The organism is Citrobacter sp. Cpo065 (assembly GCF_030332805.1).
In the GTDB taxonomy this organism is placed as follows: domain Bacteria; phylum Pseudomonadota; class Gammaproteobacteria; order Enterobacterales; family Enterobacteriaceae; genus Citrobacter; species Citrobacter portucalensis.
The window spans coordinates 169452-183177 of sequence record NZ_JAOWHC010000031.1; the positions used below are offsets into that span (position 1 = coordinate 169452).

Here is a 13726-nt window from a genome sequence, read left to right on the forward strand (position 1 = left end):
GCCGCCAGACGTGACGTTAATTGGTGGCTGGGTATTCCTGGATCGTTACCTGCAGCGTCAACTGTTTGTCATCACGCATCACGACAACGGAGATAACTGAACCTGGTCGAATCTCTGCCACCTGGTCCATCGTTTCCAGCGCAGACACCGCCGGTTTGTTATTGACCGAGATAATCAGATCGTTAACCTGAATGCCTGCCTGTGCTGCCGGACCATCCGGGGAAACTTCGTTAACCACAATCCCCTGAATTTGATCCATCCCGCCGCCCTGAGCGTGCAGTGGTGCAATTTCGCGACCGCTGATACCGATGTAGCCACGAATCACGCGCCCGTCACGAATCAGCTTATCCATGATTTTAGTCGCCAACTGAAACGGAATGGCAAAACCGATCCCTTCCGGGGTTTCGCCATCGTTGCTCTTATCAAATGACAGCGTGTTAATCCCCATCAATTCACCCAGTGAGTTGACCAGCGCACCGCCGGAGTTTCCGTGGTTGATGGAAGCATCTGTTTGCAGGAAGTTTTGCCGTCCTGTCGGGTTCAGGCCAATTCGACCGGTGGCGCTGATGATCCCCTGAGTGATGGTTTGCCCAAGGTTGTACGGGTTACCGATGGCGAGTACTACGTCACCAATGTGCGGCACGCGTTTGTTATTAATTGGGATTGTTGGCAGCCCGCCAGTGGCGTTGATTTTCAGCACCGCAAGGTCGGTTAACGTATCAGACCCCACAAGCAGCGCTTCAAATACGCGGCCGTCCTGCAATGCGACGATGATTTGGTCGGCATCGTTAATGACGTGCTTATTGGTAATGATATAGCCGCGCTGATCCATGATAACGCCTGAGCCGAGCGTGCGGATCTCAAGCTGGTTATGTGCTGTGCTGTTCATACTGCGGTTATAAACGTTAACGACGGCAGGCGCTGCGCGGCGAACCGCCGAGTTATAGCTGGCAGGCGTTTCATCTGCACTGTCGAACTGCGGTGCGGTAAGCGTATTAATTTTTCGCAGAGAGGGCATCGCCGCCAGCAGAATGGCGCCGACGATTAAACCAATCGCGACCGAACGTAAAAGCTTCACAAACATGATGGCGGCGTCATTAAAAAAGGGAACGGCAGCAGCATATCACGAGTTAACCGGACATCACACGAGGGGCTGATGTCCGGTTGCATGCGTTAACGCAGGAGCAGGTAAATACTCTCGTTACCGCGCACCACCTGCAGAGCAATGATCGACGGTTTCGCTTCCAGCACTTTTCGCATTTCGGCGATTGAGTTTACGCGATCGCGGTTAACGCCAATGATAACGTCATCTTTATGCAGACCGGCCTGTGCGGCAGGGCTGCTTTTTTCTACGTTATCAATTCTGATGCCTTTGGTGCCGTCTTTTAACTGACCGTCGCTGAGCGTAGCCCCTTGCAACGCAGGCGCAATCATCTCTGCGCTGGCGGACGATGATGTGCTGGTATCGAGGGTGACTTCAACCTCCAGCGGTTTACCGTTACGCAGCAGGCCCAGTTTGACCTTGGTCCCAGGTTCAGTTGTTGCAATGCGTGAACGCAGCTCGGCGAAGCTGTTGAGCGGTTTACCGTTGAGGCTGGTAATGACGTCACCAGATTTCACTCCCGCTTTTGCGGAGCCGGAGTTAGGCAGAACCTCACTGACAAACGCGCCACGCTGTACGTCCAGTTTGAACGCTTTGGCGATATCCGAGGTCATTTCGGTGCCTTTGATACCCAACAGACCGCGTTTGATTTCACCAAACTGCATCAGCTGCTGTGCCAGCGTGCGCGCCATGTTGCTCGGGATTGCAAAACCAATCCCGATGCTGCCGCCGCCGGGGGCCAGAATCGCGGTGTTAATACCGATCAGCTCACCGTTCAGGTTGAGCAATGCGCCGCCGGAGTTACCGCGGTTGATAGAGGCGTCAGTCTGAATAAAGTTTTCCAGACCTTCCAGGTTCAACCCACTGCGACCCAAGGCAGATACAATGCCGGAGGTGGCTGTTTGACCCAAACCGAACGGGTTACCCACAGCCACCGCGAAATCACCCACGCGGAGTTTGTCGGAGTCGGCAATAGCAATTTGCGTCAGGTTGCTGGGGTGCTGAATTTGTAGCAGTGCGATATCGCTCTGATCGTCGCTACCGATAAGCTTAGCGTCGAACTCACGGCCATCATTAAGCTGAACGCTGATTTTTTGCGCCTGATTAATAACGTGGTTATTGGTCAGAACGTAGCCTTTGGCTGCGTCAATGATGACCCCTGAGCCCAGTCCTTCAAAGGGTTGTGACGGTTGATCGGGAAGTTCGTCACCAAAAAACTTTTTGAACTCTTCCGGGACTTTCTGCCCCTGAGTGGCGGTGCCTTCAACCCTTACGCTCACCACGGCAGGTAACACTTTCTCCAGCATCGGAGCGAGGCTGGGAAGCGCAGCCTGACCGGGAACCTGGCCGGGGATAGACGCTGCGGCCGGGAATGGCGCCGAGAGAGTTAACCCGACACTTAACGCTAATGCACTCAACAGCTGGGTTTGTTTTTTCATGGATCCTGCTCTCGTACCTTGAGTAAACGGAAGATGATTCAAAACAGGTTGATGTTATTGAATTTTCGGTTAGGTCACAATGCGGCTAACGACTAAATAATAGCTGGGACAGGAAGAGAAGCGGAGGGCGCAATTGCTGCGCCCAATAAATTTCTTAACGATGTGCGGTTAGTCGCGCTTTGCGCCGCTACGCAGCAGGCCGGATGCCCCTTCAGAATAGTCACGTGGCATCTGAACCGGCGCCTGATCGTTGCCAGCTTCAGACTCTGCCAGACGGTTACGGAACGGGTTGTTTTCCGGCGACATACCCGGCAGCAGGTTGCTGGAGCTTTTCGCCATGTGCTGGTAAATCTGACGATAATCGTCCGCCATGTTATCCAGCAATTCAGCGCTGCGGGCAAAGTGGCTCACCAGCTCTTCGCGGTACTCTTCCAGCTCAGCTTTATTTTTTTCCAGTTCGTACTGCAATGCCTGCTGTTGGCGTAATTTACGATTACCAAAACGCATGGCTACAGCACCAATAATGATACCGACGACTAACCCAATTAGCGCATATTCCCAGGTCATGAACATCTCCCGTTGTCTTGTGTTTCCGTAGGGTGTTGGCTTTAGGCTCCATGCCTGCGCCTGATTATGCCACTATAACCGCTAATCCCGTAGAAGTGGAATCCCGTGTTTATATCACGTAATGTAGAACGGCCTTTTTTTCGTCAACCGTGAGCGACGGCACATCGATTCTCAAGGAATAACAATAACATCATGCAAAGCTTTTCCCCTACATCGCGTTACCAGCAAGCCCTCAACGACGGCAGTCATCAACCCGACAACGTACAACTCGAAGCCGTGAATCGACTGGAAACCATTTTCCAGGCGCTTACAACGCCAGCACGTCCTGCGCCGCAGGAGAGTGGACTGATGGCGCGTTTTGGTAAATTGCTGGGCAAGCGTGAGTCACCGATCAACGCGCCGGTGCGTGGTTTATATATGTGGGGCGGAGTTGGGCGCGGAAAAACCTGGCTGATGGATCTGTTCTACCATAGCCTGCCGGGCGAACGTAAACAGCGTTTGCACTTTCACCGTTTTATGCTGCGCGTGCATGAAGAGCTTACTGCCTTACAGGGGCAGAGCGATCCGCTGGAAATCATCGCCGACCGCTTTAAGGCCGAAACCGACGTGCTGTGCTTCGACGAATTTTTTGTTTCTGATATCACCGACGCCATGCTGCTCGGCGGCCTGATGAAAGCGCTGTTTGCCCGCGGTATTACGCTGGTGGCGACCTCTAATATTCCGCCAGATGAGCTATATCGTAACGGTTTGCAACGCACGCGTTTTCTTCCTGCCATTGATGCGATCAAACAGCATTGCGACATCATGAATGTCGATGCCGGCGTCGATTATCGTCTGCGCACCTTAACGCAGGCGCATTTGTGGTTGTCGCCATTGAATGAGGAAACCCGCCAGCAGATGGATAAGCTTTGGCTGGCATTAGCGGGAACCAAAGTTGAACATGCGCCAACGCTGGAGATCAATCATCGTCCGATGCAGACGCTGGCCGTCGAAAACCAAACGCTGGCGGTGTCGTTTACCACGCTCTGTGTCGATGCCCGGAGTCAGCATGACTACATTGTGCTGTCGCGTCTGTTTCACACGGTGCTGTTGTCTGATGTGCCGGTCATGACCCCGCTGATGGAGAGTGAAGCGCGACGCTTTATCGCATTGGTGGATGAGTTCTACGAACGCCACGTCAAGCTGGTGGTCAGTGCGGCATCACCCCTCTATGAAATTTATCAGGGCGAGCGTCTGAAGTTTGAATTTCAGCGTTGTTTGTCGCGTTTGCAGGAGATGCAAAGCGAAGAGTATCTGAAGCGGGAACATTTAGCCGGTTAAACCTGCCGCAAATCACATAAAGGGGTCGATCTTTGACCCTGACTTCTCTATAATCTTGCGACCCCACGTTACGAGAGAGTTTTTTTCCCAAAACTTTCTATGCGCCGGCATAGGCTATTCGAAGGGGTAGGTTTGCTGGACAATGTCGTGTGAACCTCAACTGACAAAACGTTTGGGTGTTCACCAACGTGTAACTTATTTATTTGGGTAAGCTTTTAATGAAAACTTTTACAGCTAAACCAGAAACCGTAAAACGCGACTGGTATGTTGTTGACGCGACCGGTAAAACTCTGGGCCGTCTGGCTTCCGAACTGGCTCTGCGCCTGCGCGGTAAGCACAAAGCGGAATACACTCCGCACGTAGATACCGGTGATTACATCATCGTTCTGAACGCTGACAAAGTTGCTGTAACCGGCAACAAGCGTACTGACAAAGTGTACTATCACCACACCGGCCACATCGGTGGTATCAAACAAGCGACCTTTGAAGAGATGATTGCTCGCCGTCCTGAGCGTGTGCTTGAAATCGCGGTTAAAGGCATGCTGCCAAAAGGCCCGCTGGGTCGTGCTATGTTCCGTAAACTGAAAGTTTACGCTGGCAACGAGCACAACCACGCGGCACAGCAACCGCAAGTTCTTGACATCTAATCGGGATTATAGGCAATGGCTGAAAATCAATACTACGGCACTGGTCGCCGCAAAAGTTCCGCAGCTCGCGTTTTCATCAAACCGGGCAGTGGTAAAATCGTAATCAACCAACGTTCTCTGGAACAGTACTTCGGTCGTGAAACTGCCCGCATGGTAGTTCGTCAGCCGCTGGAACTGGTCGACATGGTTGAGAAACTGGATCTGTACATCACTGTTAAAGGTGGTGGTATCTCTGGTCAGGCTGGTGCGATCCGTCACGGTATCACCCGCGCTCTGATGGAGTACGACGAATCCCTGCGTGGCGAACTGCGTAAAGCTGGCTTCGTTACCCGTGATGCTCGTCAGGTTGAACGTAAGAAAGTCGGTCTGCGTAAAGCACGTCGTCGTCCTCAGTTCTCCAAACGTTAATTGTACTCTGCTTCGGCAGACGACAATTTGCGAAAAACCCGCTTCGGCGGGTTTTTTTATCGTTATTTCTCGCCTCAGATCCACGGTAATCCGCTGATTGCCACCTCTTTTTCCCCATTTCAAGAATCGACTCACCACAAAGGTCACAAAATCTGGTAAACTATCATCCAATTTTCTGCCCAAATGTCCGGTATCGTTCATTTTTTGTTTGCATTTTGAGCAGTAATGACTTTCCCGAGTTTGGGTGACATCACTTCTGGCTGGCCACTGAGTGGCTGGTAGCAGTAAAAATTCTGAATATACCTGGAGGTTTTCATGGCTGTCGCTGCCAACAAACGTTCGGTAATGACGCTGTTTTCTGGTCCTACTGACATCTATAGCCATCAGGTCCGCATTGTGCTGGCTGAGAAAGGTGTTAGTTTCGAGATTGAGCATGTGGAGAAGGACAATCCACCTCAGGATCTGATCGACCTCAACCCGAATCAGAGCGTACCGACACTGGTGGATCGTGAGCTGACCCTGTGGGAATCTCGCATCATTATGGAATACCTGGATGAGCGCTTCCCGCATCCGCCGCTTATGCCGGTTTACCCGGTTGCGCGTGGTGAAAGCCGCCTGTACATGCAGCGTATTGAAAAAGACTGGTACACGCTGATGAACGTCATCGTGAACGGTTCTGCTTCTGAAGCCGAAGTCGCGCGTAAGCGTCTGCGCGAAGAACTGCTGGCAATCGCGCCAGTATTTGGCCAGAAACCTTACTTCCTGAGCGATGAGTTCAGCCTGGTAGACTGCTACCTGGCGCCGCTGCTGTGGCGTTTACCGCAGTTGGGTATTGAATTCAACGGTGCAGGTTCGAAAGAACTGAAAGGGTACATGACTCGCGTCTTTGAACGTGACTCTTTCCTGGCTTCTCTGACTGAGCCTGAACGTGAAATGCGTCTGGGCCGGGGTTAACCTGTATGGATTTGCCACAGCTAACACCACGCCGTCCGTATCTGCTGCGCGCGTTCTATGAGTGGTTGCTGGACAACCAGCTCACGCCGCATCTGGTGGTGGATGTGACGCTCCAGGACGTGCAGGTTCCAATGGAATATGCGCGTGACGGGCAAATTGTTCTGAATATTGCACCGCGTGCGGTGGGCAACCTGGAACTGGCTAACGATGAAGTGCGCTTTAACGCGCGCTTCGGTGGTGTGCCGCGTCAGGTGTCTGTGCCGTTGGCTGCCGTTCTGGCAATTTATGCACGTGAAAATGGCGCCGGTACGATGTTCGAACCGGAAGCCGCCTACGACGAAGATGTTGCCAGCTTAAATGATGACGACAACGACGCGTCTGGTTTTGAGAGTGAAACGGTCATGTCGGTCATTGATGGCGATAAACCTGATAATGGCGACGACAACGATCCGGATGATACTCCGCCACCGCCTCGCGGTGGGCGTCCAGCGCTGCGCGTAGTGAAATAAGTAGTGAAATGAAAAACAGGCCCTTTGGGGCCTGTTCTGTTTTCTGGCTTTGGTATCAATAAAACAGCGCGATGGTGGCTACCATATTCACCACAAATCCTACTGCCATCGGGATTGCTGTACGTTTTACCACTTCAAAGGGCGATACGCCGGCAATACCCGATGTCACGACAATTACAGCGGTTATGGGTGACACCGCGCGGGCAAGCGTAGTGGCAAAATGCATCGGCATAATCATTACTACCGCAGGAATATGCAGCCCGGCGGCAATATCCGGAATGAGGCTGGCAAAAGACATAAAGGGCGCGTTGCCTGACCCCATGACGATTGCGCAGGCGGCGATGACCACCGCCATGATGATCATCACGCCGATACCGCCAAGACCGGAATGCTCTGCGCCTTTTATTACGGCATCGACAGTCCCGATAGTCGTCAACCCTTTCGCAAAGATTTCACCGGCGACCACCAGGGTGACAACGTTGGCAAACTGCGTCCCCATGCCGTCAAAAAAAGCCTGCACATCATCCATCGTTTCGCGCAGATTATGTTTATGCAGGAATTCAACAAACATAGTCAGCGTCATGCTCATCAACATCACCACCACCAGATTCAACTCTGCTTTCATTAGCCCCATTTGTGCAAGGGCAAGCGAGCCCAGCATCAGGATCAGCGGCATCACCGGCAAAATGGCGTAATAGAGCGGGGGTACGTTTTCCAGCGCCTTTTGTTCCGCAAATCCGTTACTTTCCGGTGCGGCTTTTTTATCAAATTGACGCTGAACGAAAAAATGCGCAATGGCGACGGCGACAATGACACACGACGCGACGGGCAACTGGTATTGAAAGAAATAGGTGGCGATTTTCATGCCCGCGACCTGCGCGGCAAAAATAGAGTTGGTTTCCAGAATGCCCCACTCAATCGACATCGAAGTGGCAATGACCGCAACAGCGGATAAACGGCTTACGCCAAGACTAACCAGCGTTGGGAACAGCGTCACCATCAGCAACATACCTAACCCGGATGCGCTGGTAATGAACTGCGCCATGATCTGACCAATCACATAGGTGGCGGCAAGCACTACATAGGGTGAACGGATTAGCTTGAGCGGGCGGCTTAACAGGCTAACCATCGCTCTGCTGGCCCCCATTCTGTCCATATAACGGGCATAACCGCCCACCGCCATGATTGATAACCCCAGTCCGGCCGCGCGGTTGGAGAGCATACGCAAAATTTCGTTGTAAATATCGACCAGTAGATAGCCACTGCTTTTGTCGTTAGCGACCAACGCGCCGTAGCCCAGCCAGACGCCGCAGATCATCAGGAAGATCCCGGCGGCGGCCAGCACGACCTGCGGTTTGTAGTTTTTGAGGATCAGGTAACCCATCGTTAATAAAACGATGACAGAGATAATGATGCCGAACATTGTTTCACTCCATGCCAGAGAAGAAGATAAATCCGGTAATAACGCTGTTGTCAAAACGGATGTTATATTTTTCTGGGCATTTTTTATGGAGTGAATATCTTATTTTTAATTCGATGATGTAATTATTTATCGTTATAAAATAGAAGGTTATGATAAATTATCACGTTCATATTCATAATTTTCATGAAGGCGTTTAACTCCATTCAATTAAAATGAGGCAGAAGATACTCGCTTAAAATAATATTGCTGTTACGTATATTATCAATAGGCCAGCCGGATCAGATCGTCCATCATTTCACCCTGCTTTCGATCCTGTGTTAGGATAAACCCGCAGTTGTTTGTCACCACGACTTAGCTGAATGGACCCTATGAACGCATTTGATTCGCAAGCTGAAGACTCTCCATCCACCATTGGCCGTAGCTTACGCAATCGCCCGTTGGCGCGTAAAAAACTGTCTGAAATGGTTGAAGAAGAACTGGAGCAGATGATTCGTCGTCGGGAATTTGGCGAGGGCGAACAGTTGCCGTCTGAGCGGGAGCTGATGGCCTTCTTTAACGTGGGCCGTCCTTCTGTACGAGAAGCGCTGGCCGCGTTAAAACGCAAAGGTCTGGTACAAATCAACAACGGCGAGCGCGCCCGCGTTTCGCGTCCTTCAGCTGATACCATCATCAGCGAGCTGTCTGGTATGGCGAAAGATTTCCTCGCACATCCCGGTGGCATTGCCCACTTCGAGCAGTTGCGACTGTTCTTTGAATCCAGCCTGGTACGATACGCCGCCGAACATGCGACAGATGAGCAAATCGACAGACTGGCTAAAGCACTGGAGATCAACAGCCAGTCGCTCGATGACAATACGTTGTTCATCCGCTCGGACGTTGATTTTCACCGTGTACTGGCTGAGATCCCGGGCAATCCTATCTTTATGGCTATCCATGTTGCGCTGTTAGATTGGCTGATTGCCGCCCGTCCAACCGTCGCCGATCAAGAGTTGTATGAGCACAACAACGTGAGTTATCAGCAGCATATCGCTATTGTCGACGCAATTCGCCAGCGCGATCCTGAAGAAGCTGACCGCGCACTGCAAGAACATCTCAATAGCGTTTCCGCGACCTGGCACGCCTTCAGCAAAAGTAAAAAGTTGCGTAAGTGATCGCGATCCCGACGATCGTTTAAACACAAAATCATTCAAGTTGCATCAAGGCGGCAAGAGAGCGAGTTCCCTGGAGCATAGATAACTATGTGACAGGGGTGAGCGAACGCAGCTAACGCAGAGGCGGCTCGAAGGATGAAGTGTTTAGTGAAGTAGATCGCACTATAAGCGTTCTGTATTGTATTGCTGCTTATTTGATCTGGTATAACAGGTATAAAGGTATGCAGTTAGATAACACTAATCATCGTTAGAGGTCGTTATGGCAAGAGATTTAAAAGGCGTAATGCCAGCGTTGTTAACCCCATTCGATAACCAACAGAGACTGGACATCGAGAGTCTGCGCCGCCTGGTGCGTTTCAACATTGGTCAGGGTGTCGATGGGCTCTATGTCGGTGGCTCAACGGGTGAGGCCTTTGTCCAAAACCGCGTTGAAAGAGAGCAGGTACTGGAAATTGTTGCCGAAGAGGCGAAAGGTAAGGTGACGCTGATCGCCCATGTTGGCACGGTGAGTACTGAAGAAAGCCAACAGCTGGCGAGCGCGGCACATCGTTACGGCTTTGATGCCGTTTCGGCCGTTACACCGTTTTACTATCCGTTCAGCTTTGAAGAACATTGCGATCACTACCGCGCAATTATTGATTCCGCTGATGGTTTACCGATGGTGGTCTATAACATTCCGGCGCTGAGTGGCGTAAAACTGACGCTGGATCAAATCAACACACTGGTGACGCTGCCAGGTGTTGGCGCACTGAAGCAAACTTCGGGCGATCTCTATCAGATGGAACAGATCCGCCGCGCTCATCCCGATCTGGTGCTTTATAACGGCTATGACGAGATCTTTGCTTCCGGACTGCTTGCGGGCGCAGATGGCGGTATCGGTAGCACTTACAACATCATGGGGTGGCGCTATCAGGGAATTGTGAAAGCGCTCAAAGAAGGTGACATCCGCACGGCGCAAAAGCTGCAAACCGAGTGCAATAAGGTTATCGATCTGCTTATTAAGGTTGGCGTGTTCCGCGGCCTGAAAACAGTATTGCACTATATGGATGTGGTTTCTGTCCCACTGTGCCGTAAACCCTTTGCCCCGGTAGATGAACACTATCTGCCGGAACTGAAAGCGCTGGCAAACCAACTGCTGGCGGAAAAGGCGTAATCACGGGTCGCCGGGGGCGTTTCGCTTGCCCGGCCTGGATTTTCGACCGTAGGCCGGGTAAGGCAAAGCCACCACCCGGCACAACAACAAAAATCGTCGGGAGAGTAAAATGAGTACTTCTACCCAAAGCATCCCGTGGTATCGCCATCTCAATCGGGCACAATGGCGGGCATTTTCCGCCGCCTGGCTGGGATATTTGCTTGATGGTTTCGATTTTGTGTTAATCGCTCTGGTGCTGACAGAAGTGCAGGGCGAATTCGGACTGACGACGGTGCAGGCTGCCAGCCTGATCTCGGCCGCCTTTATCTCCCGTTGGTTTGGCGGGTTAATGCTGGGGGCAATGGGCGACCGCTACGGACGCCGCCTGGCAATGGTCACCAGCATCATTCTGTTCTCTGTGGGAACGCTGGCCTGCGGTTTCGCGCCGGGCTACACCACCATGTTTATCGCCCGCCTGGTTATCGGTATGGGAATGGCCGGTGAGTATGGCTCCAGCGCAACCTATGTTATTGAAAGTTGGCCTAAACACCTGCGAAACAAAGCCAGTGGTTTCCTGATTTCCGGATTTTCCGTTGGTGCCGTGATCGCCGCCCAGGTTTACAGTCTGGTGGTCCCGGTCTGGGGATGGCGCGCGCTGTTCTTCATCGGCATCCTGCCAATTATCTTCGCCCTCTGGCTGCGTAAAAATATTCCGGAAGCGGAAGACTGGAAAGAGAAACACGAAGGCAAAGCGCCAGTGCGCACGATGGTGGACATTCTCTACCGGGGCGAGCATCGGGTAATTAATATTCTGATGACGCTCGCCGCTGCAACTGCGCTGTGGTTCTGCTTTGCTGGCAACCTGCAAAATGCGGCTATCGTGGCGGTCCTGGGACTGATATGCGCCTTTATCTTCATTAGCTTTATGGTGCAAAGCAGCGGGAAACGCTGGCCGACGGGCGTGATGCTGATGGTGGTCGTGCTATTCGCCTTCCTGTACTCGTGGCCGATTCAGGCGCTGTTGCCAACCTATCTGAAAACGGAACTGCTGTACGATCCTTCCACGGTGGCCAGAGTGCTCTTCTTTAGCGGTTTTGGTGCGGCGGTTGGGTGTTGCGTCGGCGGTTTTCTTGGTGACTGGCTGGGCACGCGCAAAGCTTATGTCTGCAGTCTGCTGGCCTCGCAGTTGCTGATTATTCCGGTGTTTGCGATAGGCGGTTCAAACGTCTGGGTACTGGGTTTGCTGCTGTTTTTCCAACAAATGCTCGGCCAGGGGATCTCCGGGATCTTACCAAAACTGATTGGCGGTTATTTCGATACCGATCAGCGTGCGGCGGGACTGGGCTTCACCTATAACGTAGGCGCACTGGGCGGGGCTCTGGCACCGATCATCGGCGCGCTGATTGCCCAACGTCTGGATCTGGGTACCGCGCTGGGATCGCTCTCTTTCGGCCTGACATTTGTAGTGATCCTGCTGATTGGTCTTGATATGCCGTCCCGTGTACAGCGCTGGCTGCGTCCTGAAGCGTTGCGTACGCATGATGCCATTGATGGTCGACCGTTTAGCGGTGCCGTGCCGTTCGGCGGTGACAAAAGCACTATGGTGAAATCCAAAAGTTAATCCAGTTGCCCGGTGCTGAACCGGGCAATAGCCGTAAGGGAAGAATATGTCGTTCTTTGAGCTACAGAGCGCCACCACGATGCATGAGGCGGCGTCATGACCACACTGGCGATTGATATTGGCGGCACCAAATTGGCTGCCGCGCTGATAGACAACAATCTGCAAGTCCGCGAGCGGCGTGAACTGCCGACGCCTGCCAGTAAAACGCCGCAAGCGCTGCGCGCCGCGTTACAAACACTGGTTGCCCCGCTACAGGGGCGTGCTAATCGGGTGGCGATCGCCTCGACGGGGATTATCCGTGAGGGGGCTTTACTGGCGCTGAATCCGCATAACCTCGGCGGGTTGATGCATTTTCCGCTGACACAAACGCTGGAACAAATCACCGGCCTGCCGACGCTGGCCGTCAATGACGCACAGGCAGCGGCGTGGGCTGAGTACCATGCGCTTGGTGGTGAGTACCGCGATCTGGTGTTTATTACCGTCTCCACAGGCGTGGGCGGGGGAGTCGTCAGCGGTGGGAAACTGCTGACTGGAGTCGGCGGTCTGGCTGGGCATCTGGGACATACGCTGGCCGATCCCCATGGACCCATGTGCGGCTGCGGGCGTGTGGGCTGCGTTGAGGCGATCGCATCCGGTCGTGGAATAGCGGCGGCTGCCGAAGGCGCGCTAGCCGGATGCGACGCCAAAACTATTTTTAGCTGTGCCGGGCAGGGGGATGAGCAGGCAAGCCGGTTGATCCATCGCTCGGCGCGTACTTTGGCAAGGCTTGTTGCCGATGTGAAGGCCACGACCGATTGCCAGATTGTGGTGATTGGCGGCAGCGTTGGGCTGGCTGAAGGGTATCTGGCGCTGGTGGAACATTATCTGGCACAAGAGCCTTTGGCCTATCACGTTGAATTGCTGGCGGCGCATTGCCGTCATGACGCTGGATTACTGGGGGCCGCGCTGTTGGTCCAGGGAGAATGATGATGATATCAGATGCGTTGAATTCACTGCCTTCTGCCGGATTACATCCGGTCTTGCAGCAGGCGTTAACGCTTGCCATTGCGGCGAATCCGCAGGAGAAAACGCCTGGACGCTACACGTTGCAGGGCGAGAATATTTTTATGAATGTCATGCAATTTACAACGCAGAGCCCAGAGCATAAGAAAGCGGAGCTGCATCAGCAGTACATTGATATTCAGATGCTGTTGTCCGGCGAAGAACGGATTCTGTTCGGGATGACCGATTCTGCTCGTCACTGCGAAGAGATGCACATCGAGGATGATTATCAGCTGTGCAGCCAGATTGCCGATGAACAGGCTATGGTACTGAAGCCGGGAAAATTTGTGATTTTTATGCCGGGCGAGCCGCATAAACCGGGTTGTGTGGTGCAGACCCCGATGGACATCAAAAAGGTGGTGATCAAAGTCCGCGCCAGCTTATTACAAGCTTGAGAATGAGAGACTGTGTC

Annotated in this window: 14 protein-coding genes; 10 read left to right on the forward strand and 4 right to left on the reverse strand. The window is 52.8% G+C overall.

Annotation, left to right across the window (positions count from 1 at the left end; translation table 11 throughout):
- Nucleotides 1-16: 16 nt before the first annotated feature.
- The 3 genes from degS to zapG form a co-directional block, all read right to left on the reverse strand.
- Nucleotides 17-1084 (reverse strand): outer membrane-stress sensor serine endopeptidase DegS, encoded by a 1068-nt coding sequence (gene degS / locus OGY68_RS11905; protein WP_032945146.1) that lies wholly within the window; start codon nt 1082-1084, stop codon nt 17-19.
- An 89-nt stretch (nt 1085-1173) separates the two neighbouring features.
- On the reverse strand, nt 1174-2541 hold the full coding sequence (gene degQ / locus OGY68_RS11910; RefSeq protein WP_008785951.1) for a serine endoprotease DegQ: 1368 nt from the start codon (nt 2539-2541) through the stop codon (nt 1174-1176).
- Nucleotides 2542-2709: 168 nt separating this feature from the next.
- Nucleotides 2710-3108: a Z-ring associated protein ZapG gene (gene zapG / locus OGY68_RS11915; RefSeq protein WP_003025147.1), complete on the reverse strand. Its 399-nt coding sequence runs from the start codon at nt 3106-3108 to the stop codon at nt 2710-2712.
- Between the two features lie 192 nt (nt 3109-3300).
- On the opposite strand from zapG, the gene zapE reads away from it, so the two are divergent.
- From zapE to sspB, 5 genes are all read left to right on the forward strand, one after another.
- Nucleotides 3301-4428, forward strand: coding sequence for a cell division protein ZapE (gene zapE / locus OGY68_RS11920; protein ID WP_008785949.1), 1128 nt, complete (start codon nt 3301-3303; stop codon nt 4426-4428).
- A 218-nt stretch (nt 4429-4646) separates the two neighbouring features.
- The gene (gene rplM, locus OGY68_RS11925) at nt 4647-5075 is read left to right on the forward strand and encodes a 50S ribosomal protein L13 (protein ID WP_003025141.1); all 429 of its coding nucleotides are present in this window, start codon (nt 4647-4649) and stop codon (nt 5073-5075) included.
- A gap of 15 nt (nt 5076-5090) precedes the next feature.
- Complete coding sequence (rpsI, locus tag OGY68_RS11930) at nt 5091-5483, forward strand: 30S ribosomal protein S9 (RefSeq protein ID WP_003025138.1); 393 nt, start codon at nt 5091-5093, stop codon at nt 5481-5483.
- Nucleotides 5484-5798: 315 nt separating this feature from the next.
- Nucleotides 5799-6437: a stringent starvation protein SspA gene (sspA, locus tag OGY68_RS11935; protein WP_003025132.1), complete on the forward strand. Its 639-nt coding sequence runs from the start codon at nt 5799-5801 to the stop codon at nt 6435-6437.
- 5 nt (nt 6438-6442) lie between these two features.
- A complete protein-coding gene (sspB, locus tag OGY68_RS11940) occupies nt 6443-6946 on the forward strand; it encodes a ClpXP protease specificity-enhancing factor (RefSeq protein ID WP_003025130.1) in 504 nt (167 codons plus the stop codon).
- A 55-nt stretch (nt 6947-7001) separates the two neighbouring features.
- Here sspB and dcuC read toward each other — a convergent pair whose 3' ends face one another.
- A complete protein-coding gene (gene dcuC, locus OGY68_RS11945; protein ID WP_057067985.1) occupies nt 7002-8369 on the reverse strand; it encodes an anaerobic C4-dicarboxylate transporter DcuC in 1368 nt (455 codons plus the stop codon).
- A 359-nt stretch (nt 8370-8728) separates the two neighbouring features.
- Here dcuC and nanR point away from each other — a divergent pair, with 359 nt between their 5' ends.
- The 5 genes from nanR (at nt 8729) to nanQ (ending at nt 13709) form a co-directional block, all read left to right on the forward strand.
- Nucleotides 8729-9520, forward strand: a complete 792-nt coding sequence (gene nanR, locus OGY68_RS11950) for a transcriptional regulator NanR (protein WP_008785946.1) — start codon at nt 8729-8731, stop codon at nt 9518-9520.
- 259 nt (nt 9521-9779) lie between these two features.
- The gene (nanA, locus tag OGY68_RS11955; protein WP_003828793.1) at nt 9780-10673 is read left to right on the forward strand and encodes an N-acetylneuraminate lyase; all 894 of its coding nucleotides are present in this window, start codon (nt 9780-9782) and stop codon (nt 10671-10673) included.
- Nucleotides 10674-10782: 109 nt separating this feature from the next.
- The gene (nanT, locus tag OGY68_RS11960) at nt 10783-12273 is read left to right on the forward strand and encodes a sialic acid transporter NanT (RefSeq protein ID WP_048215451.1); all 1491 of its coding nucleotides are present in this window, start codon (nt 10783-10785) and stop codon (nt 12271-12273) included.
- 96 nt (nt 12274-12369) lie between these two features.
- Entirely contained in the window at nt 12370-13239 is an 870-nt protein-coding gene (nanK, locus tag OGY68_RS11965; protein WP_057067618.1) for an N-acetylmannosamine kinase, read from the forward strand.
- 2 nt (nt 13240-13241) lie between these two features.
- Entirely contained in the window at nt 13242-13709 is a 468-nt protein-coding gene (gene nanQ / locus OGY68_RS11970) for an N-acetylneuraminate anomerase (RefSeq protein ID WP_057067638.1), read from the forward strand.
- The last annotated feature ends 17 nt before the right edge of the window (nt 13710-13726 follow it).